A 25226-nucleotide genomic window follows, 5' to 3' on the forward strand; every position below is an offset into this window, starting at 1 on the left:
ATCAAGCCCATCCGCAAATAGGTGTGGTTTTTTGGTCAAGTCTAACGCTGTCGCCCGACTTGCCGACAGATCAGGATCACCGGCAGCAACCCCACTGCCAATATGACCAGCGAGGGCACAGCAGCGCCCTCTAACCGCTCGTCTGATGCCAGCCTATAGGCCTGCACCGCCAGCGTATCGAAATTGAAAGGCCGCATGATCAGGGTCGCGGGAAGCTCTTTCATCACGTCCACAAAGACGATCAACAAAGCTGTCAGCAAGGAGGGTGTCAGAATCGGCAAATGCACCCGGCGCAACGTCCCTAGCGGCGTCTGCCCCAAAGACCGCGAGGCCGCATCCATATTGGCATGCACCGTGCTCTGCCCTCCCTCATATGCGCTGAGCGCGGCGGCCAGAAACCGCACCATATAAGCGGCTACCAACAGCCAGATCGAACCGGTAACAAGCAACCCGGTCGACAGGTCGAAATTCTGCCGCATCCATGCATCCAGTGCGTTATCGAAACTGGCAAAAGGCACCATCAGCCCGACGGCGATCACACCGCCTGGAACCGCATAGCCCAGCCGCGCCATGTACCCGGCACCAGAGGACACCCTCCCCGGCCGCAATCGCTGGAAGAACCCAACGCTGATGGCCGCAAAGACCGTAACAAACGCCGCCACACCGGCCAGCGTCAGCGAATTCTGAATGAACCCGAGATAGCGCCGTGACAGAAGGTTCTGTTCGGACTCCATCCCCATCTGAACCAGAATGAACACCGGCAACAGAAATCCGAACAGCACCGGTATGGCACACAGGGCAAAAGCCGCGCCCGCTTGCCAGCCCTTCAGCCGGGCGGATGGTAGCGAGGCGTGGCTTTTGCCTGCCTGATAGTATTTGGCCTTCCCGCGCTGCATCCGTTCTGCCACGGCCATGACCAGCGCAAAGCCCAGAAGGCAGAGCGCCAGCTGCGCCGCACCCACCCGATCACCGATCGAAAACCAACTGGTATAGATACCCGTGGCAAATGTCTGCACCCCGAAATAGGCCACGGTGCCGAAATCGGCGATGGTTTCCATGATGGCAAGCAGCACGCCACCCGCAATCGCGGGACGCGCCATTGGCAGCGACACGTGCCAAAAGGCCAGCCACGGACTTTTGCCCAACGCGCGCGCTGCCAGAAAGGCCGTTGCACTCTGCTGCAGAAAAGCGGCCCGGGCCAACAGGTAGACGTAAGGATACAAGACCAAGATCAACATCACCGCCGCACCCTCGGTCGACCGAATCTCGGGGAACCAATAGTCGCGCGGGCCCCAGCCCGTTACCTGACGCAGGGTGGTCTGGACAATGCCCGGGTGATCAAGAATGAATGTATAGGCATAGGCCAGCACATAGGCCGGAAAGGCCAGCGGCAGCACCAACGCTATTTCCAGAATGCGCACGCCAGGGAACCGCGTCATCGTCACGAGCCAAGCTGCGCCCACGCCGATGGAAAACGTGCCCGTGGCCACCAGCACGACCAGTATCAGCGTCGTCATAGCATAGCCGGGCAGAACAGTTTCCAGGAGATGCGAAACCGTATCCGTGCCGCCCGTCGTAGCGGCCAGAACAACCGCAAGCATCGGCAACAGACAGGCTGCCGCCACAAGGCAGGCCACTACGCCGACGAGGCGTGTACCTACAGCGCCGCGGTTGCGCCGTCCGTGCTCAGAGATTTCGATATCGGCCATGATCCCGGCTTTAACTGGCTAAGGCGCAGAGTCCGTCTTTAATCGACCAAAACGCTCGGAAACACCAGTGGGCAGCGAAACAAATCTGCGACACATACTGCCGCAGAGTTGCACAGCCTTCATTCGTAGACGCGCTGATCCTCGATCACCAAACCATCTTTCGGCAGCGATCCCGGCGCCACGACTTCGATCGCGCCTTTCAGCTTCAGCACCTCGACGACGGATTTCGCATAAACCAAGTCATTTCCGCCGGCACTTTCGATCTGAACCGTCATCGTGTCCATCTCACCCTGGCGGGCGGCAATGACGCGCGCCTTGACGATTTCATCATGCTTGTCGACCAGCGCCGCGACCTGTTCAGGGCGCACGAACATACCCTTGATCTTGGTTGTCTGATCCGCGCGTCCCATCCAGCCCTTGATGCGCATGTTGGTACGACCGCAAGGTGACTGACCAGGTTGAACCGCCGACAGATCACCGGTGGCAAACCGGATCAGCGGATAATCGGGGTTCAGTGAGGTCACGACAACCTCACCCACTTCACCCGGCGCCACCGGGTTTCCGGTTCCGGGGGTGACGATCTCGACGATGACATGCTCATCAATGATCATCCCGTCCATCGCCGGGCTTTCATAAGCGATGCTGCCCAGATCGGCGGTGGCATAGCATTGCAGACAGGCGATACCGCGATTGGCGTATTCCTGACGCAAAGACGGGAACAAAGCACCGCCGCCAACAACGGCAGTCACGAAATCCAGTGCCACGCCCATCTCATCGGCCTTGTCCAAAATGACCTTGAGGTAATCCGGTGTGCCCGCATAAGCGGTGCAGCCGACATCGCGCGCGGCTGTTACCTGCAGTTCGGTTTGGCCGGTGCCGGCAGGCAGCACCGCAGCACCCACCGCCCGCGCGCCGCTTTCGAAGATCATGCCCGCCGGGGTCAGGTGATAGCCAAAGCAATTCTGAACGATGTCTCCGGGCCCGACACCTGCTGCGTGCAGGAACCGCCCCATCCGCCACCAGTCGTGATCGGTGCTGCCGGGCTCATAGATCGGGCCGGGCGACTGGAAAACATGATGGAAATGCCGGGCCGGTTTGACGGTAAACCCGCCAAAGGGCGGGCGCGACGCCTGCGCCTTAGCCATATCGGACTTGCGCAGAACTGGCAGCTTCACAAGGTCGTCCAGCGACTTTACAGCTGCCGTATCAACATCCGCCATATGCGCTGCAAACCCCGGAGCCGAGTTCGCGCGCCTGATCTGTACCTGCAACGCCTCAGCCTGTTCAGAAGCGCGCTGGTCGGCCGAGCGGGTTTCTAGCGCATCGTAGAATTTCGTCATCGCCAAATCCTCCATCCGCCTACAGCCACCTCTTGCGGCGGCGGTATGAGCGCACATCGCGGAAGCTTTTGCGGCCGTCATCCGACATGCCCAGATAGAATTCCTTAACATCGGGGTTTTCGCGCAGCTCGGCAGCTGGGCCATCCATCACCACGCGGCCGGATTCAAGAATATAGCCGTAATGTGCGAACCTGAGCGCCACATTGGTGTTCTGCTCGGCCAGCAGAAACGAGACGCCCTCTTTTTCGTTCAGATCTTGGACGATGCCGAAAATCTCTTCGACAAGCTGCGGGGCCAGCCCCATGGACGGCTCATCCAGCAGGATCGTCTCGGGCCGCGACATCAGCGCCCGACCCATCGCAACCATCTGTTGCTCTCCGCCCGACGTGTAACCCGCCTGGCTGCGGCGGCGTTCCTTCAGACGTGGGAAATAGGTGTAAACAAGGTCCAGATCCTGTTGGATCGCGGCCTTACCATCTTTGCGGGTATAGGCGCCGGTCAGCAGGTTTTCCTCGACCGTCAAATGTTCGAAACAATGGCGGCCCTCCATCACCTGGATGACGCCTTTTTCCACCAGATCTGCAGGATCGCTTTCATGCACGCTGGTCCCGCGATACTTGATTGATCCCTTGGTGACTTCGCCCCGTTCCGAATGCAGCAGGTTCGACACAGCCTTGAGTGTGGTGGTCTTGCCTGCCCCATTGCCGCCCAGCAGGGCCGTAATGCCCCCTTTGGGCACCGTTAGGCTGACGCCTTTCAGCACAAGGATCACATGATTGTAGATCACCTCGATATTGTTGACCTCAAGCAGGGTTTCCGCCTGCACGTCAGTGGTTTGTGCCGCATCCAGCATCAGCGCGTGTCCTCATGACTGTCCCGCGAGGGACCGTTGGGATAGAGCGGCGGCTACCCGCCGCTCTGGTCAGTTTCGCGGCCCCGGATCAAGACCGGGGCCAGCCATTATTCACACCCGGGTGTGATGTTGTTTTCCGCTGCATAGGCTGCGGAATCTTCTTCGATCAACGTGTTGATCACATCTGCATCGGTCGGCTGGAAGTCCTGAACCGGGTTCCAGGTTCCGGCCGCAGCATCCCACTGCACAACGCCGACAAGGCCGGGTCCGCCGTGATTTTCGCACGAGACCGAGAATTCAGGCCCGAAACCGGTCATGCCCAGCGCTTCCATCTTGGCGTTGGTCATTTCCAGCGCCTCCATACCATCGCGCATCATGGATGCATCGATATCAGCGGTATTGTGGATTCCCTGTGCAGTCTTCACAGCTTCAGCGGCCAGCATGGCGGCATAGAGACCGCGGTTATACTGAACCGAGCCAAGCTGATCGCCCGCACCCGCCGCTTTGCCTGCATCCACCACGTATTTCTGCAGATCTTCATAGACCGGATAGTCCATGCCCAGCCCGGTAAAGGTCAGTGCCTTATAGCCGTTTGCCTTGTCGCCCGCGGGCTGCACGTCAAATTCAGCGCCAGACCACCAGACACCGATGAAGTTTTCCATCGGGAAGCGGATGTTCGCAGCTTCCTGCACCGCGACCTGGTTCATCACGCCCCAGCCCCACATGATTACATAATCAGGCTTTTCGCGGCGAATTTGCAGCCACTGCGATTTCTGTTCCTGACCGGGGTGGTCAACAGGCAGCAGCGTCAGGTCGTACCCGTGCTTTTCAGCCAGGGTCTCCAGCGTGCGGATCGGTTCCTTGCCATAGGCCGAGTTGTGATAGACCAGTGCGATTTTCTTACCGTTCAGGTCACCATCGTTTTCGCTCAGCAGATAGTTGATCGCGCCCGACGCTCCGTTCCAGTAGTTGGCCGGATAGTTGAACACGTGGCTGAATACCTTGCCGTTCGCAGCAGAGGTCCGGCCATAGCCCATCGTGTGCAGCGGAATGCCATCTGCGGTCACTTTTGGGATCAGCTGGTATGTAATGCCGGTCGACAATGGCTGATATACCAAGGCGCCTTCGCCCTTTGTGGATTCATAGCATTCCACGCCTTTTTCGGTGTTATAGCCGGTTTCGCATTCGATCACATTGGCTGAAACACCTCCGATGCCGCCATCACGCTCGTTGAGCAGTGTGAAATAATCGGCATAGCCGTCAGCAAACGGGATACCGCCTGCCGCATATGGTCCCGTCCGATAGCTGAGCGACGGGAACACAAGGTCGGCCATGGCCGGACCTGCGGCCATCATGGCGCCCAGCGCCAGGGTTGCCAGTTTCGTCTTCATCGGGTGTCTCCTCCCTTGATTGGTCCGATGTTGAATTCGGGCTTTGCACCCGTCTTGTCTTTGGGCCTGCCCGTCAGTGCGGAAACGGCCAGAGTCTGAGTTTCTCTTTCGCCACACGCCAAAGCTGCGCCAGCCCATGCGGTTCCAGAATCAAGAACATGATGATGAGTGCGCCGACGATCACCAGATTGAGATGCGCGACGATATCAGTGGGCCAGCCCAATAGATCGACACCGACCACCTTCAAAACAACCGGCAGCAATACCAAGAATGCTGCCCCGGCGAAGGAGCCGAAGATAGACCCTAATCCGCCGATAATGACCATGAATAGGACCAGGAACGATTTCTGGATGCCAAAGACTTCGCCAACCTCAACCGCGCCCAGATAGACCGCAAAGAATAGCGCCCCCGCGATACCCACAAAAAATGAGCTGACAGCAAAGGCGGTCAGTTTTGCCTTGAGCGGGTTTACCCCGATGATCTCGGCCGCGATATCCATGTCGCGGATCGCCATCCATGTCCTGCCGGTCGTTCCCCGAGTCAGGTTCCGTGCAATGATGGCGCAGAAGGTCAGGAAGATCAGGCAGAACAGATAGGTTGCCCAGGCCGGAGCATTCGGGCCTGTGATGATGATGCCGAACACATCCCGCTCGGGCGCGTTGATCTGCCCAGATGCCGAGTAGTTGTAGAACCACGGCACACGGTTGAACAGCCACACCAGAAAGAACTGCGCCGCAAGCGTGGCCACGGCCAAATAGAACCCTTTGATCCGAAGCGAAGGCAATCCGAACAGAACACCGACAATGGCGGTGATCCCGCCCGCAAGGATGACATGGATGAACATGCTGACTTCGGGAAAGGCCGTCATCAGCTTGTAGCAGGCATAGGCCCCCACAGCCATGAACCCACCGGTACCCAGCGACACCTGCCCGCAATAGCCAACCAATACATTCAATCCGATGGCGGCGATCGCATAGATCAGAAACGGAAGCAGCAGCGCGTTCGCCCAGTAGTCATTGATGATGAATGGAATGATCCCAAATGCCACTGCCAGCACCACATAGTACCGATACCGGTCAAATTTGATCGGAAAGGTCTGGCTGTCTTCCACGTAAGAGGTTTTGAAATCTCCGGCCTCGCGATAAAACATGTCTTACTTTCCCCATTCTTCCTGCGCCCGGTCGCGGGCAGCAGTGTTCAGTTGGCTGGAGCCTTTGGCATATCCGCTCGCCTCTGAGGCGCGCACAAGTTTCATGTAGGCCATGACACCCGTGACCAACCCGGCAAAAGCCAGGATCGCGGCGATCGTCAGTTGGCTGTCGGTCAGATCGTCCGAGGTCAGGGCGATATACCCAAACGCCCAGAACCCGGCCCATGCGATCACGTTGAGAATGGCGATGAGCTTGGTCATGACTACACCCTTTCGATGATCTTCTCGCCGAACAGGCCCTGCGGCCGGAACACAAGGAAGATCAGCGCAAGCACGTAGGCAAACCAGTTCTCGGTCGCACCGCCAACCATCGGGCCAATGGCGAACTCGAACAGTTTCTCACCCACACCGATGATCAACCCTCCGACGATGGCTCCGGGGATCGAGGTAAACCCGCCCAGCATCAGCACCGGCAACGCTTTGAGCGCGATCAGCGACAGTGAGAACTGCACGCCAGACTTGGTGCCCCACATGATGCCCGCGACCAGAGCCACGAACCCGGCCACAGACCAGACCATGATCCAGATGAAATTCAGCGAAATCCCCACCGACAGCGCCGCCTGATGGTCATCCGCCACAGCGCGCATCGCCCGGCCCTGCTTGGTATATTGGCTGAACACAACCAGCGCTGCCACCAGCAGCGCCGCAATTACCGTTGCCACAATGTCCAGATTGTCGATGAAGAACCCATAGCCGAAGACGTTAAAGGTCGCCTCATCGAGCCAGAGGTTGATGCCCTGCGGCAGGCCTACATCCAGCGTCTTGATCTCGGACCCCCACATCAGGTCGGCCACGCCCTCAAGGAAATAGGCCAGCCCGATGGTGGCCATGAACAGGATGATCGGCTCTTGGCCAACCAGATGGCGCATCACGAACCGCTGCACCGCCCAAGCCAGCAGAACCATCACCGCCATAGTCAGAATAATCGCCAGCAGCGCAGGGACACTCCAGCCAAAGTAATGGATATGCGTCCCGAAAGTCGCATTGATCAGATGTGCAAACGGCACCTGCCCGTTCATGATTCCGACCAGAGTCATCGCGGCAAACAGGGCCATAACCCCTTGCGCATAATTGAAAATCCCTGACGCCTTGTAGATCAGCACAAAGCCCAGCGCGACCAGCGCATAGAGCACCCCGGCCATAAGACCGTTGAGGATGACTTCCATCGCAAATACGAGTTGTTCAGGCATCCTATGTCCTCCGAACAGATTTCATCTGGCGCGTCATCCCGGAAAATTCGTCGAATTTTCTCAGCCCGTTCCGTAGATCAGTCATGGCTCACCCCCAAATAGGCATCGATGACTTCCTGGTTGTTGCGCACCTCATCAGGCGTGCCGTCGCCGATCTTCTTGCCGTAATCCATCACGACCACCCGATCGCTCAGATCCATCACCACGCCCATGTCATGTTCGATCAGGGCGATCGTGGTGCCGAATTCATCATTCACGTCGAGGATAAAGCGGCTCATGTCCTCTTTCTCTTCAACATTCATCCCGGCCATCGGCTCATCCAGCAGCAACAGCTTGGGTTCAGCGGCCAGCGCCCGGGCCAGTTCGACACGCTTTTTCAAGCCGTAGGGCAGGCGTGAAACGGGCGTCTTGCGGATATGCTGGATTTCGAGAAAGTCGATGATCCGTTCGACCGCCTCGCGGTTTTCGGTCTCTTCGGCCTCGGCCTTACCCTTCCACCAAGCCTGCTGCAGGATATTGGTCTTCATATAGTTCAGGCGCCCGGTCATGACGTTGTCCAAAACGCTCATCCCTTCGAACAGAGCGATGTTCTGGAATGTTCGCGCAATCCCCTGCCGCGCGACCTCATAGGGCCGCATTGGAGGGCGCTTGGCCCCGTGAAACCAGACCTCGCCCTCTTGTGGGACATAGAACCCCGAGATTACGTTCAACATCGAGGACTTACCCGCCCCGTTCGGACCGATAATGGCGCGGATCTCACCCTCACGGATGTCGAACGAGATATCCTTGATCGCCACCACACCGCCAAAGCGCAGAGTGATGTTCTTCATCTCCATCACGACGCCGCCGATCTTGCGGCCGTCTTCGGTGACATATCCTTCGGAACTATCCAACATCAGCCCCTCCTTGACTTACGCAATACACGGAATGGCGGGCGGGCGATGACCATAGGTCGAGCGGCGCAGGACCGGACTTCATTCCGCCGCTACCTTGTGTTGCGTGACCGTTACAACCGGCGCATCCACGATCTCAAGTGTGGCACTGATCGAGCCCTTGCGGCCGTCCTCATAGGTCACCTCGGTCGTGGTCGAAACGCTTGAAGACCCGTCGTAAAGGGCGGTGATGATGTCGTGGAATTTCTCTTCGACAAAGCCCCGGCGCACTTTGCGGGTTCGGGTCATCTCACCGTCATCCGCATCCAGTTCCTTGTGCAGCACCACAAAGCGATGCACCTGACAGCCCGACAGCATTTCATCGGCGGCGACCGATTTGTTGACCGCTTCCACATGGGACTTGATTGTCTCTAACACTTGCGGATGTGCCGTTAGTTCCTGATAGGACCCATAGGCGACGTTGTTGCGCTCGGCCCAGTTCCCCACGGCGGTAAGGTCGATATTGATGAACGCCACGCAGCGATCCTTGCCATTGCCGAACAGCACGACCTCAAGAATATCGGGATAGAACTTCAGCTTGTTCTCAACATATTTCGGCGCAAACATCGAGCCATCGACCATTTTTCCGACGTCCTTGGCGCGGTCGATGATCCGCAGATGACCGCTGCTTTCCTCAATGAACCCGGCATCACCCGTGGCCACCCAACCCTCGGCATCCTTGGTCGAGGCGGTCGAGTCCGGGTTGTTGTAATATTCGACAAACACACCTGGCGAGCGATAGTAGATCTCGCCCGTTTCGGCGATCTTCAGCTCGACATCTGGCGCGGGCACACCAACCGTATCGGCGCGCACCTCGCCATCGGGCTGCACGGTGATGAAGACCGTCGCCTCAGTCTGCCCGTAAAGCTGCTTCAGGTTAATCCCCAGCGAGCGGTAGAAATCGAAAATCTCAGGCCCGATCGCCTCGCCTGCCGTATAACCGACCCGGAACCGGCCATACCCCAGCGTATCCTTCAGCGGCCCATAGACCAGCAGATTGCCCAGCGCGTATTTGATCCGATCACCAAACCCAACCGCTTTGCCATCCAGCAGTAACCCACCCACCTTTTTGGCATGGGCCATAAAATGGTGGAACATACGCTGCTTCAGCTTGCCCGCATCTTCCATCCGGATCATGACGTTGGTCAGCTGCGTTTCAAATACCCGCGGCGGGGCAAAGAAATAGGTCGGACCGATCTCGCGCAGGTCGGTTATCATCGTGTCAGCGCTTTCGGGGCAGTTTACACAGAACCCGCACCAATAGGCCTGACCGATGGAAAAGATAAAATCACCTACCCAAGCCATTGGCAGATAGGACAGGATGTCCTCATTCCGGGTCAGGTGATCAAAATCGGATGAGTTTCTGGCGCTTTCGATCACATTGCGGTTCGACAGCACCACGCCTTTCGGCTTGCCGGTGGTGCCCGAGGTATACAGCATCACACAAGTGTCGTCATAGGTGATCGCAGCGATACGCGCGTCCAGCTCGGCATCAAAGCGAGCATGACCTGCGCTGCCTTCGGCCTTGATGTCGTCCAGCGCGTTCATCTGGGAATGATCATATTTCCGCATGCCACGCTTGTCAGTGTAGAGGATGTGTTTGATCTGGTGAACTTTTTCCTGAATCTCGATGACTTTATCGACCTGTTCCTGGTCACCGCAGACGACATATTTCGCACCGCAATGTTCCATCACATATGTCATCTCTTCGGCGACCGCGTCCTGATAGAGCGGCACCGGAATCGCACCCACCATTTGGGCCGCAACCATCGACCAGTAATGCGCCGGGCGGTTCCGGCCTATGACGGCGATATGGTCGCCCTTTTCAACGCCAATCTCAAGAAACCCCAGCGCAATGGCGCGGATTTCCTTGGCCGCCTCGGCCCAGGTCCAGCATTGCCAGATCCCGAATTCCTTTTCGCGATAGGCCGGGGCATCCCCGAACTGAGTCACATTGCGGTGTAGCAGCGCCGGAAGAGACTGCATCCCTTCAGCGCCTGACTGCGTCTGAGTCAATCTTTTTCTCCTCCCCACCCGGCCCCTCCCCGGGCCGGAAATGGCGGGTCCGGGTCTGGCCCGGACGCCAACGCCCCGATTAAGGGACGTCGACACGATCAGCGTCAAGTTTTGCCTGATGTTTTCTCAATTCTTACGAAATGTAACAAGTTGGGCCGTGCCGCCCGGGTCATACACCTCGTCAGAGACCCGACCCGAGATGACCACAAACTGTTCCGCGAACTGCAAATTTGCAGCAGGTAAGCGCATTCATCCACGTATACCGGTATTGGCTTGGGGTTTTGTATGTTTACCGCGCCTGGAATTCACCGTATGCATCCCGCAACTGAGTAGGATATTCAGAGCGGTTTTTCATGCCGATTTGCTATGCATGTGTATCGACCGAAGGCATCGGTTATGCGGAATGATCCAGATCGCATGACCAAAACCGCTCGAATTGTGCGATCAGAGGCGTGCGCCTTTGAAATCAACCGTTTTCTTGGACGGTCGGGCAGCACGAATTCCGACCCCTTTCCCACCCCAATACGCAAGGCAGGACTGCCGAGATGAATGTCACTCACCAGAGCATCACCAATGTGCTTTCACAGCATTATGACCTGACACCTTCGACCGAATTGGTTGAGGAAATGCAGGAGACCTATGCCCGGATGGACCGGGTGGTGACGCCGCCGGATTTCGCGATCTATGCGCCCTATATCAAGGCGATCAATGCGCTTAAAAAAGAGCGGAACGCGGTCATTCTGGGCCATAACTACATGACGCCTGAAATTTTCCATGGCGTGTCGGATTTTGTGGGTGACAGTCTGCAACTGGCGATGAAGGCCAGCGACGTCGAAGCCGACGTGATCGTACAGGCGGGCGTGCATTTCATGGCCGAAACCTCGAAAATCCTGAGCCCCGAGAAAATCGTGCTGATGCCGGACATGGCCGCAGGCTGTTCGCTGGCCGAAAGCATCACCGCCGAGGGAATCGACGAGATGCGCGCCAAATACCCCGGCGCGCCGGTCGTCTCCTATGTGAACACCACCGCCGAGGTGAAAGCCGCGTCCGATATCTGCTGTACATCGTCCAACGCCGTTCAGATCGTCGATGCGATGGAATCCGACACCGTCATCATGACGCCGGATCAATATCTGGCGCAGAACGTGGCAAATGAAAGCCGCAAGAACATCGTGTACTGGCCGGGCTCGTGCATCGTGCATGAACAATACACCGCGCAAGACCTGCGCGATTTTCGCAAATGGAATCCGGGCACGCGGTTGATTGCCCACCCGGAATGCCCGCCCGAAGTGGTGGCCGAGGCCGATTTCTCTGGCTCGACCAGCGGGATCATCAAGTATGTCAGCACCGAAAAGCCCGAAAAGGCGATGCTGATCACCGAATGCTCGATGGCGTCCAACATCGCCGATGAATTGCCCGAGGTCGACTTTGTCGGCCCCTGCAACATGTGCCCCTACATGAAGAAGATTACGCTGGAAAAGATCCTCTATGTGCTGCACACGATGGAAAGTCAGGTCGAGGTCGACGCCACGGTCGCGGAAAAAGCGCGTCATTCGGTGCAGGCGATGATCGACCTGTCGCGAAAGCTGGGTCTCTGATCCGAGATGGAAACCCTCACCACCGACCGCGTTATCATCGTGGGCGCCGGGCTGGGCGCGCTCTATGCTGCGCTGAAACTGGCCCCGCATCCGGTGGTGATGATCTCTCCTGAAGCTTTGGGCGAGGGTGCTAGTTCTGCCTGGGCGCAGGGGGGAGTGGCTGCGGCGATGGACGCCGATGACAGCCCGGAAAGCCACGCGGACGACACCGTGAATGCCGGTGCGGGCACCGTTGATCCGCAGGTGGCTGAATTGGTGACGCGTCAGGCGCGCGACTATATTCTGGACCTGACCACGCTGGGCACGCCTTTCGACCGGACCGCGGGCGGCGATTACGTGCTGTCACGCGAGGCCGCGCACAGCTTTGCCCGTGTCGTCCGGGTCAAGGGCGATCAGGCAGGCGCGCAGATCATGGCCGCCCTGATCGAACAGGTGCACGAAACCCCGTCGATCCAGGTTCTGGAGGGCGCCATGGCCCTTGGGCTGGACGTCGAAGACGGGCGCGTTACCGGCGTCAGCATTCAGCGTGCGGATAATGGCGGGTCAGCCCCGGTGATGCTGCGCGGGGCTGCGGTTTTGCTGGCCGGGGGCGGGTCAGGCGGGCTCTATGCGCTGACAACCAACCCGCCGCGTATTCGCGGGCAGGTGATTGGCATGGCGGCACGCGCGGGGGCGCTGATTGCGGATGCCGAATTTGTCCAGTTCCACCCCACCGCGATGGATGTAGGTGAAGACCCCGCGCCGCTGGCGACCGAAGCGCTGCGCGGTGAAGGGGCCATTTTGATCAACCGTCATGGCACGCGGTTCATGCAGGCCATCCACCCGGATGCCGAGCTTGCCCCGCGCGACGTCGTCGCCCGCGCCATCTATGCGCAGGTTCAGGCGGGCAACCGTCCCATGCTGGACACGCGCGAGGTTCTGGGCGAGGCGATCAAGGCACAGTTCCCCTCGGTCGCCGAATATTGCGCCCGCAATGGCATCGACCCGGCGCAGGAACCCATCCCCGTTGCCCCCGCTGCGCATTACCACATGGGTGGCATCGCGACCGAAACCAGCGGATGCGCCAGTATCGACGGCTTATGGGTCTGCGGTGAGGCATCCTCGACCGGGTTGCACGGTGCCAACCGTCTGGCCTCGAACGGTCTGCTTGAGGCGCTGGTCTACGCCCGCATCTGCGCGGAAGGCATCGCCCGGACCCTGCCAACACCTAGCGCGACGCCGCCGCTGGAAATCACCTTTCAGGACGGCGGCACCCCATCTGACCCTGCCGCCGTGACAGAGCTGCGCCAGACCATGACCCGCTATGTTGGCGTTATCCGTGATCGCAAGGGCCTGATCAAAGCGCTTGGCATCATCGCGCGGCTAGAGGCAGCAAACAGCGACAACCCGTCTTTCCTGAACATGTGCGCCACCGCCACTTTAATCGCGGCGGGCGCTTTGGCGCGCGAAGAAAGCCGCGGCGCGCATGAACGATCCGATTTCCCCGACCCCTCGGCCGGACCCGGCAAACGATCCGAAATGTACCTTTCCCAAGCACTCGCCATCCGCGCGCAGGCCTGCAAGGAGCAATCATGAGCTTCTCTACCGTTCCCGATCTTGTCCTTGAACCGATGATCCGCATTGCCCTGATGGAAGATCTTGGCAGCTATGGCGACGTCACCACCCGCGCGGTGATCCCGGCGGATACCACCTATGATGCTTGCCTGAACGCGCGCGAGGATGCGGTCGTGTCCGGCATGCAAGTCGCGGCGCTGGCGTTTCGCCTGATCGACCCCTCATTGGACATCACCACGCATATTGCCGATGGCCAACCCTGTAAGGCAGGCGATACGCTGATGACCATCAAGGGATCGGCCGCCTCAATCCTGTCGGGCGAACGGGTGGCCCTGAACTTTGCCGGTCGCCTGACCGGGATCGCCACAAAGACCGCCGGCTTCGTGGCTGAAACTAAAGGCACAAATGCCCGCGTCACCTGCACCCGCAAAACAACCCCCGGCCTGCGTCTGGTTGAAAAACTGGCCGTGCTGCATGGCGGCGGGTTCAACCACCGATACTCTCTGTCAGATGCGATCCTGATCAAGGACAACCACATCGCAGCCGCTGGCGGGGTGCGTCAGGTGCTGGAGGCCACCAAGGCCCATGCCAGCCACATGATGGCCGTCGAGATCGAGGTCGACCGTCTGGACCAACTGGCCCAAGTGCTTGAGGTCGGAGGCGCCTCGGTCGTCCTGTTAGACAATATGGACAATGACATGCTGCGCGAGGCGGTGGCGATGTTGGATGGCAGGCTCAAGACCGAAGCCTCGGGCAATGTGAAGCTGGATCGCATCGCCTCAATCGCGGCAACGGGTGTTGACTATATCTCTTCAGGTGCATTGACCCATTCGGCGCGCACCGTGGATTTGGGATTAGACTTTCCGGTCTAGACCACGGTCGCGCGTCAGCACTGGCACATGGGCTACAGCTGCTAACCCTGTGCAGAAAGCTCCACCATTTCCCTGTGCCGGTCCCGCGCCTGCCCCTGTACACGCTTGACGAAGGGCTGAGGCAGCTCCGGGCCAAGGCGCGTCCCATATTTTTCGCAGGATTTATCACCGATCAGCTCAGCGAACCTGACCCATGTCCGAAAGGCAAAAACGTCCCGCAAGCTGAGGATCGGTTTGGAATTGCTTGGTCTTTCCGGGGCAGGCATCGGAATGTCCGTGAAATACGCCTCTTCGATCCCGCTCCAATCGGATGGTGTTTCAAAGTCGTCACCCGCACCCTCGGAATACTTAAACGCGGGGTATTCCATACTGTATTCAGAACATCCGTGGGATATTTTTGAGTGAACCCCAGTGATCTCAAATTCCGCCTGTGCGGCACGGAAAATCGCAAGACACTCTTTCGCCTCTGCGATCGACTCACAATAGATATACGCCTTATAGGGAAACTTGACCGCTTCGCGCAGCTCGATCATGCTTTTTCTGGCATTGTCCCTGGGCAGCTGCAGGTTGAGCAGCAAGAAATAGACCTGAAACATCCCCTCAAGGTTCTCAGGCAGGATCTGCACCTTGTAGCACTCGTGGCACAGTCCACAAATCACCTTGGTTTCTTCAAAGAAATTCAGGCGTTGGCCGCAATTCCCATGCTCGCCATTGATGGTGATGGTTTGACCCACATAGATCTGGGCGATGGGCACGGCCAACTGGATTTTCTGTGTGTCCAGGGCTTTCATCCAACCAGAATAGGCGGCGGTCTGCCGTCCGGTGTCGACCAGGGCTGCCTGCCAGCCCTTTTTCAACCCGCCCGTCACCTCAAGCTGCGCTTTGCTGTAGGCGCCCAGATGCTGTTTCGGTAGGTTGGAGTATTCCAGCATCGTCACAAGCTGCCGGATGGCCTGTCGGTCATTGGGCTTGAGTGAAACCCGCTTCTCAAGACGTTCCAGCTGCGCGTAATCCATCACTCTGGCCTCCTGCTTCGGGTTTGGCCCGCCAGTTTTTCTTGTGATTGCGCCGAATGAGGTCGCCGTCAACTGAAATGCGCGAAACTGGCTAGCTGCCGGATTGTTCTGAGACGATCTCTCCGAGCCGGGTAAAGAATTTCCCCGACAGTTTCTTGGCAGTCCCGGCAATCAAACGGCTGCCAAGCTGGGCGATCTTGCCGCCGACATCCACCTTAGCAGTATAGGCAAGAACCGTCTCGGACCCGTCTTCGGTCAGGGTCACATCGGCACCGCCCTTGGCAAACCCCGCAGCCCCGCCCTTGCCCTCGCCCTGCAGCGAAAATCCGTCCGGTGCCTTGGATTTATCCAGCGTGACCTGACCCGCGAACCGCGCTTTCACCGGACCGATTTTCAGAACCACCTTTGCCTCAAGGTCTTGCGGCGAAGATTGGGTCAGCTCTTCGCAGCCGGGGATACATTCCTGCAGGATATCGGGGTTGTTCAGCGCCTCATACACCACGTCCCGCGGGGCAGCGATGCGGATTTCGTCACTGAGTTCCATTCTGGCATCCTTCGCACAACAGCTTTGTGCCTATCAATAACGCGGTTTTTGCCAAATGTTTCAATTTTTTGTTTCAGATCAGGATACCCGACCCCAAAACTTACCTAATCGGGCGCCACCGGTTTGCGGTGACGCCCAATGCGGTCAGTCGCTGATCGCGCCCTCTTCGTCGCGGCGCTGATGCATCTTGGCTTTGACACGCGCGCCTACAATCAGAGGCAGAACAAATCCGATCAGGGCAATGGACCACAAGCCGATGGCCAGCGGGCTGTCAACCAGCGTCCACCAGTTGCCATTGTCGATGGTGACCGCACGGCGCAGGTTATTCTCCATCGAGTTGCCCAGCAGCGTGCCCAGAATGATCGGCACCAGCGGCACGTCCAGCTTGCGCAGAACCCAGCCCATGACACCGAACCCGATCATCACCAGCAGATCAAAGCTGGACCCCGAGATGCCGTAAATACCCACAAAGCTGACCATCGCCACGACGGGCATCAGGATACGCGAGGGCACCATCAGGACGCGGGTGAACAGGCCCACCATCGGGATATTCATCGCGAGCAACATAAAGTTGGCAATGAACAGTGCCGCAATCAGGCCCCAGACCACATCCGGGTTCTGGGTGAACAGCAGCGGTCCGGGCGTGATATTCAGCGCCAACAGAACCGCCAGCAGCACGGCGGTGGTCCCTGACCCCGGCACGCCCAGCGCCAGCATCGGCACCAAGGCCCCCCCGGCGGCGGCGTTGTTGCCGGCCTCGGGCGCGGCGACGCCACGCGGATCACCGGTGCCAAATGTGTTGTCCTTGTCGACCAACCGTTTCTCCATCGAATAGGAAATAAACGAGCCCAAAGACGCCCCGGCCCCCGGCAGAACCCCCGCCAGAAAGCCCAGGAATGAGGTGCGCAGCATGGTCGGCATGCATTGCTTGATCATCGACATCGGCGGGTAAAGCCGCCCGATATTCAACTTGCGCCCAGCGGCATCCGATCCGCCATGACGGTTTTCCAGAAAGATGAACACTTCGGACAGTGCAAACAGGCCGACAATGGCGACAAGGAAATCCAGCCCATCATACAGGTGCACTTCGCCAAAGGTGAACCGAGGCACGCCGGTCTGGGTATCGACACCAATGGTCGCCAACCCAAGGCCCAGCGCAGCGGCAAAAGCCGATTTCGCCTGATTGGTCGAGGACACGCCGCCCAGCGTCATGAAGGCCAGCGCGAACAGGGCGAAATACTCAGCCGGTCCAAACAGCAGCGCGATCTTGACCAGCTGCGGCGCCAGAAAGATCAGGCCCCATGTGGCCAGAAACGCACCAATGAATGAGGCGATACCGGACAGCGAGAGCGCCTCGCCCGCAAGGCCTTTTTTGGCCATCGGATGCCCGTCCAAGCAGGTCATCATCGCAGGCTCGTCCCCAGGGATGTTCAGCAGGATCGATGAGATTCTCCCGCCATACATTGCCCCATAATAAACACTGGTCAGCAGGATCAGAGACGGCGTCGCGCCCAGCCCCAGCGTGAACGCAAGAGGGATCAAAATGGCCACGCCGTTCGACGGGCCCAGACCGGGCAACGCGCCCATGATCGTGCCCAGAAAACAACCCAACAGGGCCAGCAACAGGTTTTGCCATGTCAGCGCGATAGCGAATCCATCGCCAAGGGATGCAAGAGTTTCCATGACGTTCCCCTTAGAAACCCAATGGTCCGCGAGCCAGTGACAGGCCCAGAACCAGATGGAAGATGACGTAGATACCGACAGAAGTACCGATTCCGACCACTACGCTTTCGATCGGACCAGATCCCAGCCGCCAAGCCAGGTAAGCCGCAGCAAAGGCGGTAGAGATTACAAATCCCAGAACCGGCAACAGCTCGGCATAGAAGATCATCACGACTACAGCGGCGCCGACTTCGACCAGCCGGCCCAGCGCGGGCCACTCGGGCTCGGCATCCGGGCGCAACGCGATGACCGCGCTGGAAAGGCCAAGGATGGCGGCGACAATTAGTGGAAAGGCCTTGGGGCCAACCGCGTCTGACAGAAAGCTCTCTTCAATCGCCAGCGCTGACAGGGCAAAGCCGATGGCAAGAAGAATGCCGAAGACCCCGAATATGCGATCACTCATGGGTATCTCCTATGTAAGGGAAGTATGGGTCTGGTCGGGGTGCCGCGCGCCCGGCGCGACACCCCGCTCTCAGGTGAGTGCTGGTCTTATTTGATGATCCCGATCTCTTTCGAGATGGTCTGGATCTGACCCACGGATTGTGCAACAAAATCCTGGAAAGCTGCGCCTTGCAGGTCCAGCGGGGCCAGACCATTGGCGGCCATGACCTCTTTCCATTCATCCGAGGCGTAAAGATCACCGATCTTACCAACCCAATCGCCATAGGCCTCATCGCTCATTCCGCCAGGGGCGTAGAACCCGCGCCAGTTTGCGCCGATGGCATCAATGCCCTGTTCCTTGGCCGTCGGGAAATCGGCGAATTCGCCGGGCAGACGTTCAGGCGCCAATACGGCGATGACTTTGATATCGCCCGAGTCGACAAAACCCTTGGCTTCCGAGATGTCACCGGTAAAGGCTTGAACCGAACCGGCCAACAGCTGGGTCACAGCTTCGCCGCCGCCATCAAAGGCGATGTATTTGACCGACCGTACGTCCTCGATGCCATAGGCATTGGCCGCGATCAGAACCTTCAGGTGATCCCAACCGCCCACGGCGGAACCGCCCGCCACGGACACAGACGTCGGGTCGGATTTGATCTGATCCAACAGGTCGGGCAGCGTGTTAACCGCGCTATCGGCTGCAACGGCGATCACGCCATAATCCGCACCGATGGCCGCTAGCCAACGCACCTGATCCATGGTGTTGCCTGGATAGGCGCCCTGCGCCAGGCGGGTCGCCGTGGCTGCGCTGGCCGCTACGATCAGCTCATTATCCTCGCCGCGCTTGTTGACGACCTCGGCAAAGGCAACACCGCCACCGCCGCCGGCCAGGTTCACAACCTGCATGGTCTGGTCGATCAGACCCAGATCCTGCAGAGATTTACCGACCTGACGGCAGGTGAAATCCCAACCGCCGCCGGGGTTGGCCGGGGCAATACATTCCTGTGCGCTGGCGCTCACGCCGGACAGGGCAAAAACAGCAGCCGCAATCGCGCCGCTTGTTCCAAACAGTTTCATTCGTGTCTCCTCCTCTGGTCTTTTTGGGCTGCGTCCTGCAACCGAAACCTGTTCCCGCAAGGGTCTGTCCTTGCGGGCTGGTACTGTTTACAGAATAATGCTGTCACGAACCTGTCACAGAAATTCAGGGCAGGGCGCGGGGGTACAATGCGCGTATTGATGATCGAGGATGCCGTAGATCTGGCCGAAGGCGTAATAGCTCATCTGGCGCGGTCGGGCGTTGTCTGCGATCTGGCGACCACTGTCGAATCCGCACGTGATTTCCGCGCAGTTCAAACATATGACGCGATGCTTTTGGATATAAACCTGCCTGACGGGTCCGGCCTGAACTTTCTGGGCAAAATCCGAGACAGCGGCGACCGCACCCCAGTGCTAATGCTGACGGCACTGACTTCGGTCGAAGATCGTGTCGCCGCTTTGGACAAAGGTGCCGACGATTATTTGGGCAAGCCTTTTGACCAGCGCGAGCTTGAGGCGCGGTTGCGCGCCCTTGTCCGGCGCGATGCCGATCGCAAAAGCGAACAGATCACGCTGGGTCCGCTGATCTATGCCGCCAAGGATCGCAACGCCACGCTGAACGGTAAACGCCTGAACCTAACCGCGCGCGAGGCGGCGGTCCTGGACGCCCTGATCCGGCACGAAGGTCAGTATCTGTCGAAATCACGGCTGTATAACTCGCTTTACGGGTTCGAAGACGCCGATGTGGGGGAAAACGCGATCGAGCTGTATATCGCACGGCTCCGCAAAAAATTCACCGGCAGCGCCATCAGCATTACCACCCAGCGTGGGGTGGGGTATCGGATCGGTCTGAATGACTAGGCTGCGCCTGCCCCACAGCCTGACGGCCCGCGTTCTAAGCGCGGTGGTTCTGATCCTGGTTCTGGGCGGGTTTCTGGTTGGTCTGTCGATCTGGGCCAATGGTCGCCTTGCTGCGCGGCAGGCCTATGACCGGCTGCTGCTGGGCGCGGCCAGTGACATTGCCGAATCCGTTCGCATTCAAGATGGCCAACCCTTTGTCGATCTTCCAGTCTCGGCCTTTCAACTGTTGGCACAGGCGCCTGATGACCGTATTTTCTATGCGGTTCAGGTACCGGATGGCCCGTTCATAACCGGGCTGGACCGGGACACCGTGATCGAGGTGCCGCCACAGACTGGCACTGCGCCGGTCTATTTCGCCTCTGATCTGAACGGGGAACCCGCCCGTTTCGTCCGCGTTACCCGCCTGTTTGCCGAGCGCGATTTCTCGGGCGAGGTGGAAATTCTGGTCGGCCAAACCCTGCGCGCGCGCCAATCCATGACCGTGGGCCTGATGCGCGATGCCTTGCTGCCCATGGCGGTGGCCGGGATGTTGCTGCTGATCATGTCGTGGTTTGTCACCCGCTCGGCCCTGCGCCCGCTTGAGGCGCTGTCCGATGACCTGACCCGCCGCGATCCTTATGACCTGACACCGATGGCCAGCGACGGGTTGCCACGCGAATTGCAGGTGATGCTGAGCGCGATGAACCGGTTCATGGGGCGGCTGGATCGGCAAGTGGACACGATGCGCAACCTGATTGCCGACACCGCTCATCAGCTGCGCACACCCGTGGCCGCAATCCGGGTACAGGCCGAGATTGCGCAGGACGATCCCGACCTTCCAGCCCGCACGCGCGCGCTGGATCGGCTGTTGGGACGCACCCGGTCACTGGGCACGCTGCTGGATCAGTTGCTGTCGCGCGCCATGGTGATCCACCGTATCGACAGCGCCCCGCGGCTGCCCGTTGACCTACGCGAAGTGGCGCTGGACGTGCTGGAACACAGCGATCATGAATTGATGGCCCCCACCATCGAGGTGCGTCTGGAAATCGGCGATACGCCAGTTCTTGTGAATGGCGATGCCTTTTCGATCGGCGAAGCCGCCAAGAACCTGCTTGGCAACGCTCTGCGTCATGGTCTGCCACCCGTCCGTATTGGCGCCGCGCAAGAGGGCGCGCGCGTTGTTCTGTGGGTGCGCGATCAGGGACCCGGGCCTGCGACCATAATCGCCGATCAGCTGGGGGACCGGTTCAATCGCAGCACCGGTTCGGGCGAGGACAGCACCGGTCTGGGCCTGTCCATCGTGAAATCCACCGCTGAGGCCTTTGACGGCCGAGTCGAGATGGGGCGGGATGAAACCGGGTTTCGCGCAGCGCTGAGTTTCCCGGCCAGAACAGATGAGAGCAGCACATGATCCGAGCCCTAGCCCTTGTCGTGCTGAGTTTGATTCCTTCGCTTTCGCGCGCCCAAGAAGCCATCGCAGAATTCGGCGCAGGTCAGAATCCGATGTTGATCCGGTCAACCACCGACATTGCGATCATCGCCCCCGTGCTCGAACGATTTACTGCGCTGAACCCCAATCTGCAGGTCACTTATGAACAATGGGGATCTAACGCTCTGTTCCAACACAGCCGCACGGTCTGTAAATCAGGTGAGAATCCTGCAGACATCGTGTTCTCATCCGCGATTCAACAGATGGTCTGGCTGGTGAATTCGGCCTGCGGACACCGGTTTCAATCCGACCTTACCAACGCCCTGCCCGCCGCGCGACGCTGGCGGGATGAGCTGTGGGGGATCACCACCGAACCCGCCGTCATCGTCTACAACAAGACCTTGTTACAGGATCAGAACGTCCCACGCAGCCGGTTCGCCCTGCTGGACATGATGCGAACCCAGCCGGATCTACTGCGTGGGCGCGTGGCAACCTATGACATCGCGGCCTCGGGTCTGGGTTATCTGTTTGCCTATGGAGACAGCCTTGAGGCCACGACTTTCGGCTCTTTGATCGAAGGTTTTGCACGTATCGACGCGGTGGCCACTTGCTGTTCTGCGGAAATCATCCGCGATGTGGCCAATGGGCGCTTTTTGATCGCCTATAACGTTTTGGGGTCTTATGTGGCCAATGCCAAGGCCCCGGGCATTGGGGTGATCCTGCCAGAAGACTATACTCTGGTCCTGTCACGTGCCCTGATGATCCCGCGCCAGGCGCGGAACAAACAAGCCGCCACGGAATTCTTGGATTTTCTCCTGTCGCCACAGGCGCAAACCCTGCTGGCAACTTCGGGTCTCGTCGCCCAGATGGACACAGCCGATACGGGGTTAACGCCCAGCGCCCGAAGGTTCATCGCCCTGTCGCCGGCTCTATTGGTGGCCAGAGATCAGAACCGACGGGCCGGGCTGTTCAAGCTGTGGAACGACGCCTTCGACGTGGAAAGTGCGCGCTAGGTCTTTTCGTCGATGGCCGGTTCGATATCAGGCCGAACCGGTTCGATCTCTGCCTCGATAACCTCAGGCTCATCGGCCTCGTCGACCTCATCCATATCGGTGTCGGCCTTGTCCTCAAGCGCGCCAACGATCAGCGGCAGCATGTGAACACCGGTGGCCGAGGCGATCTCTGGCGTTTGCGGCGTTTGCCAGCTGAGCGTGTCAAAGCTGTGGCAGTTCTGACAGACCGGACCCCATTCCGGCTGAATGTCATGGCAGTTGTCGCAGACCCATTGCGGCCCGCGCGGCGCGTTCAGCGCCTTTGCCAGCCAGCCCTGCACAACCACATCCGAGGCCCCTTCGCCACGTTCAATCGCTGCCATCAGCGTATAGGCGCGGGCATCAGCCTGTTTTTCGACCACATCCCCCAGCGCGCGGCGCGCTTCGGGGAAATCTTCGGCGACGATGTTCAACTCGGCCAGAATCAGACAGGTTTCCGGATTCTGCGCGTGTATGCGGGTCAACGTCGCAAAGCGTTTGATGCGCTCGGCCGGTGATTCATCCGGTGCAATATCGGCAAAGGCATGGGCCAGATCGGGATGTGGCTGTGCCTCCCATGCCTTTTTCAGAATCTTCGTTGCGGCACGCGGCTTGCCTTTTTCGATATAGGCACGGGCAGCCATCGCTGCGGCAGGCACCAAATCAGGGGAAAGGCGGTTGGCCTCGATTGCCTGTTCCTGCTGTTCTACGGTCGAGCTTTCGTCCAGAATGCCCTTTGCCTCGGACAAGGCGAGCACCGCATCGCGGCGCTTGAACACATCGCGGGGCAAATGCCCGGATTTCAGCTTGGCGGTCAGCGTTGATCGGGCCCCAGCCCAATCCTGCGACTTGGTCTGCAGGCCCAGCAGGATATCTTGCGTTTCCTGATGGCGTGGCTTGATGGCCAATGCCTTTTCGGCCAGCTTCCGGGCGGTGTCATCATCGCCTTCGGCCAGCTTCTGCTTCATGATTCCGCGCACCCCCACAAAACGCGTGGCATTATTCGTTACCAGTTTCTTATAGGTTTCAGATGCCTTTTGGGTATCGCCATTCATCTCGGCGGCCTGGGCCACCAGCAGGTTGGTCAGCTCGGGTTTGTTCAGCAGCTTTTCGGCCTTGGCGGCCTTGTTCATCGCGATCCGCCCCTCACCCGAGGCAAGCGCCATGATCCCATCGGTTAATGCCTGATATCCGCGCTGTTCCCGGCTGCGGTCGAAATAACGCGATAGGGCTGTTTCATCCCCATTGAGGAATTTCAGCGTGGCGATCAGCAGGGTCAGCAGCTTGAAGAACAGCCAGATCGCAATGATCATCACGCCCAGCGCAATGACCGATTGAAGCGGACCAAGCGTGTATTCCGTGCCACCCGCTGTGATCTGCACCCCGCCTTTGGTTTCCATAAGGAACCCGGCGCCAAGAGCCAGCAAGCCGACAATCGCAACAAAAACAAGGATCTTAAACAGTGACCACAGCATAGCAGGCCCCTCAGTTCGAGTTCGCGCTTGAGGCAAGCGCATTTGCAGAATCCACAGCAGAAACCCGCGTCCGGGCCGCCTGTTCCCACCCTTCAAATGCAGCTTTGGCTGCATCGGGCAGGGATTTCAGCTCATCCAGGGCAGCAGAGACATCTCCGCCCGACAAAGCGGCTTGAGCCCGCGACAGGACCGCATCGGGGCTGTCACCTTCTTGCGGGGTAACCGAACGTGCACCTGTCTGGCGCTGCAAAAACGCGACAATTCCGGTGCCCTTGTCCGCGTCCCGCGCATCGGCCAGCGCCGTGCGCGCAGCGGGCGCAAAGCTGTCCTGAAGTGCTGCAATCGTCGCGACACCTTCGGTTGCCGGTGCTGCCAGCGCCTCGGGAACGGTTACGCCTGCGGCCTTCAGTTCTGCAATCAGGTCGCCATAAGGTTGACCCGTATTCAACTGTTCATGCACCCGTGACAGAAGGGCTGCATTGGTCGCCGCCAGCGATTTTGCTGCAGCCTCGGCCTCGAGCGTCTGAGCGTCGGACACCATCTTTTCCACCTCGGCCCGTTGCGCGGCCAAAGAGTCCTGGAGTTTTTTCAGCTCGGCTTCGATGGCCGCGCCGGTTTCAGGTGAAGCGCCCTGCGTCAGCGCGCCACTTTCCAACTCGGCCAAACGGCTGGCAAGCGGATCAACCTTGTTGGTCAGATCGGATATGCTGGACTTCACCCCATCCAGATCAGCGGTGATTGGCGCGATTTGGCTGGTCAGCGCGTCAATCTTCTGGGACAGGTCCGATCCGTCGGTCAGAGACTTCGACAGTGTTGATATCTGATCGGATTGTGCGATCAGCTTCGCCTCAAGCGCAGCGATTGCGTCGGACTCACCCGAGGAGAACGCGCCGCTTTGACCCAGAGCGAACCCGGCCGCCGCAGCAATCGCACCGCCAATCAGCGCCGGGATAAAGCCGCCGCGTTTTTCGACCGGCGGTTCTGCGACGGTCTGATCAGGCGACGTAAGAGCGGCTTCGGCTTCGGCTTCGGCTTCGGCTTCGGCTTCGGCTTCGGCTTCGGCTTCGGCTTCGGCTTCGGCTTCGGCT

22 protein-coding genes are annotated in these 25226 nt (G+C 59.1%); 6 read left to right on the forward strand and 16 right to left on the reverse strand.

Annotation, left to right across the window (positions count from 1 at the left end):
• Nucleotides 1–41: 41 nt before the first annotated feature.
• The 9 genes from AC2FJV_RS18375 to AC2FJV_RS18415 all read right to left on the reverse strand — a co-directional run bounded on the left by AC2FJV_RS18375 (nucleotide 42) and on the right by AC2FJV_RS18415 (nucleotide 10611).
• Nucleotides 42–1709, reverse strand: a complete 1668-nt coding sequence (locus tag AC2FJV_RS18375) for an ABC transporter permease (RefSeq protein ID WP_281996107.1) — start codon at nucleotides 1707–1709, stop codon at nucleotides 42–44.
• Between the two features lie 119 nt (nucleotides 1710–1828).
• Nucleotides 1829–3049 carry a phenylacetate--CoA ligase family protein gene (locus tag AC2FJV_RS18380; RefSeq protein ID WP_281996108.1) on the reverse strand — a complete coding sequence of 407 codons (1221 nt, stop codon included), beginning with the start codon at nucleotides 3047–3049 and terminating at the stop codon, nucleotides 1829–1831.
• 19 nt (nucleotides 3050–3068) lie between these two features.
• Nucleotides 3069–3902, reverse strand: coding sequence for an ABC transporter ATP-binding protein (locus tag AC2FJV_RS18385; RefSeq protein ID WP_271950688.1), 834 nt, complete (start codon nucleotides 3900–3902; stop codon nucleotides 3069–3071).
• A 107-nt stretch (nucleotides 3903–4009) separates the two neighbouring features.
• Nucleotides 4010–5293 (reverse strand): ABC transporter substrate-binding protein, encoded by a 1284-nt coding sequence (locus AC2FJV_RS18390; RefSeq protein ID WP_142637531.1) that lies wholly within the window; start codon nucleotides 5291–5293, stop codon nucleotides 4010–4012.
• A gap of 73 nt (nucleotides 5294–5366) precedes the next feature.
• Entirely contained in the window at nucleotides 5367–6443 is a 1077-nt protein-coding gene (locus AC2FJV_RS18395) for a branched-chain amino acid ABC transporter permease (RefSeq protein WP_142637529.1), read from the reverse strand.
• Between the two features lie 3 nt (nucleotides 6444–6446).
• Complete coding sequence (locus tag AC2FJV_RS18400; protein ID WP_271950685.1) at nucleotides 6447–6704, reverse strand: hypothetical protein; 258 nt, start codon at nucleotides 6702–6704, stop codon at nucleotides 6447–6449.
• 2 nt (nucleotides 6705–6706) lie between these two features.
• Nucleotides 6707–7693: a branched-chain amino acid ABC transporter permease gene (locus AC2FJV_RS18405; protein WP_142637525.1), complete on the reverse strand. Its 987-nt coding sequence runs from the start codon at nucleotides 7691–7693 to the stop codon at nucleotides 6707–6709.
• 77 nt (nucleotides 7694–7770) lie between these two features.
• Entirely contained in the window at nucleotides 7771–8589 is an 819-nt protein-coding gene (locus AC2FJV_RS18410) for an ABC transporter ATP-binding protein (protein ID WP_142637523.1), read from the reverse strand.
• Between the two features lie 78 nt (nucleotides 8590–8667).
• Nucleotides 8668–10611, reverse strand: a complete 1944-nt coding sequence (locus AC2FJV_RS18415) for an AMP-binding protein (RefSeq protein ID WP_185956699.1) — start codon at nucleotides 10609–10611, stop codon at nucleotides 8668–8670.
• Between the two features lie 575 nt (nucleotides 10612–11186).
• On the opposite strand from AC2FJV_RS18415, the gene nadA reads away from it, so the two are divergent.
• The 3 genes from nadA to nadC are packed head-to-tail and all read left to right on the forward strand — an operon-like array spanning nucleotide 11187 to nucleotide 14665.
• Entirely contained in the window at nucleotides 11187–12239 is a 1053-nt protein-coding gene (nadA, locus tag AC2FJV_RS18420) for a quinolinate synthase NadA (protein ID WP_496714284.1), read from the forward strand.
• Nucleotides 12240–12245: 6 nt separating this feature from the next.
• Nucleotides 12246–13814: an L-aspartate oxidase gene (locus AC2FJV_RS18425; protein ID WP_496714285.1), complete on the forward strand. Its 1569-nt coding sequence runs from the start codon at nucleotides 12246–12248 to the stop codon at nucleotides 13812–13814.
• A complete protein-coding gene (gene nadC / locus AC2FJV_RS18430; RefSeq protein WP_496714287.1) occupies nucleotides 13811–14665 on the forward strand; it encodes a carboxylating nicotinate-nucleotide diphosphorylase in 855 nt (284 codons plus the stop codon). The genes AC2FJV_RS18425 and nadC overlap by 4 nt, the downstream gene beginning before the upstream one ends.
• 41 nt (nucleotides 14666–14706) lie before the next feature.
• Here nadC and AC2FJV_RS18435 read toward each other — a convergent pair whose 3' ends face one another.
• The 5 genes from AC2FJV_RS18435 to AC2FJV_RS18455 all read right to left on the reverse strand — a co-directional run bounded on the left by AC2FJV_RS18435 (nucleotide 14707) and on the right by AC2FJV_RS18455 (nucleotide 19405).
• Nucleotides 14707–15681 carry a hypothetical protein gene (locus tag AC2FJV_RS18435; RefSeq protein WP_281973874.1) on the reverse strand — a complete coding sequence of 325 codons (975 nt, stop codon included), beginning with the start codon at nucleotides 15679–15681 and terminating at the stop codon, nucleotides 14707–14709.
• 91 nt (nucleotides 15682–15772) lie between these two features.
• On the reverse strand, nucleotides 15773–16225 hold the full coding sequence (locus AC2FJV_RS18440; RefSeq protein ID WP_142637510.1) for an SRPBCC family protein: 453 nt from the start codon (nucleotides 16223–16225) through the stop codon (nucleotides 15773–15775).
• Nucleotides 16226–16369: 144 nt separating this feature from the next.
• Complete coding sequence (locus tag AC2FJV_RS18445; protein WP_142637508.1) at nucleotides 16370–17908, reverse strand: tripartite tricarboxylate transporter permease; 1539 nt, start codon at nucleotides 17906–17908, stop codon at nucleotides 16370–16372.
• Nucleotides 17909–17918: 10 nt separating this feature from the next.
• Nucleotides 17919–18350, reverse strand: a complete 432-nt coding sequence (locus AC2FJV_RS18450) for a tripartite tricarboxylate transporter TctB family protein (RefSeq protein WP_142637505.1) — start codon at nucleotides 18348–18350, stop codon at nucleotides 17919–17921.
• 86 nt (nucleotides 18351–18436) lie between these two features.
• Nucleotides 18437–19405 (reverse strand): Bug family tripartite tricarboxylate transporter substrate binding protein, encoded by a 969-nt coding sequence (locus AC2FJV_RS18455; RefSeq protein WP_142637503.1) that lies wholly within the window; start codon nucleotides 19403–19405, stop codon nucleotides 18437–18439.
• Nucleotides 19406–19552: 147 nt separating this feature from the next.
• Here AC2FJV_RS18455 and AC2FJV_RS18460 point away from each other — a divergent pair, with 147 nt between their 5' ends.
• The 3 genes from AC2FJV_RS18460 to AC2FJV_RS18470 are packed head-to-tail and all read left to right on the forward strand — an operon-like array spanning nucleotide 19553 to nucleotide 22645.
• Nucleotides 19553–20224, forward strand: coding sequence for a response regulator transcription factor (locus AC2FJV_RS18460; RefSeq protein ID WP_496714289.1), 672 nt, complete (start codon nucleotides 19553–19555; stop codon nucleotides 20222–20224).
• Nucleotides 20217–21614, forward strand: coding sequence for a sensor histidine kinase (locus tag AC2FJV_RS18465; protein ID WP_496714291.1), 1398 nt, complete (start codon nucleotides 20217–20219; stop codon nucleotides 21612–21614). The genes AC2FJV_RS18460 and AC2FJV_RS18465 overlap by 8 nt, the downstream gene beginning before the upstream one ends.
• Nucleotides 21611–22645, forward strand: a complete 1035-nt coding sequence (locus tag AC2FJV_RS18470) for an ABC transporter substrate-binding protein (protein ID WP_496714293.1) — start codon at nucleotides 21611–21613, stop codon at nucleotides 22643–22645. Before AC2FJV_RS18465 ends, AC2FJV_RS18470 begins: the two co-directional genes overlap by 4 nt.
• On the opposite strand, the gene AC2FJV_RS18475 is transcribed toward AC2FJV_RS18470, so the two are convergent.
• On the reverse strand, nucleotides 22642–24138 hold the full coding sequence (locus tag AC2FJV_RS18475; RefSeq protein WP_271950672.1) for a heme biosynthesis protein HemY: 1497 nt from the start codon (nucleotides 24136–24138) through the stop codon (nucleotides 22642–22644). The two genes, AC2FJV_RS18470 and AC2FJV_RS18475, sit on opposite strands and share 4 nt — an antisense overlap.
• 10 nt (nucleotides 24139–24148) lie before the next feature.
• Nucleotides 24149–25226 (reverse strand): COG4223 family protein (locus tag AC2FJV_RS18480; RefSeq protein ID WP_496714294.1); only part of this gene is annotated, 1078 nt, incomplete at its 5' end.

This window comes from Ruegeria sp. CDSA241, from assembly GCF_059611265.1.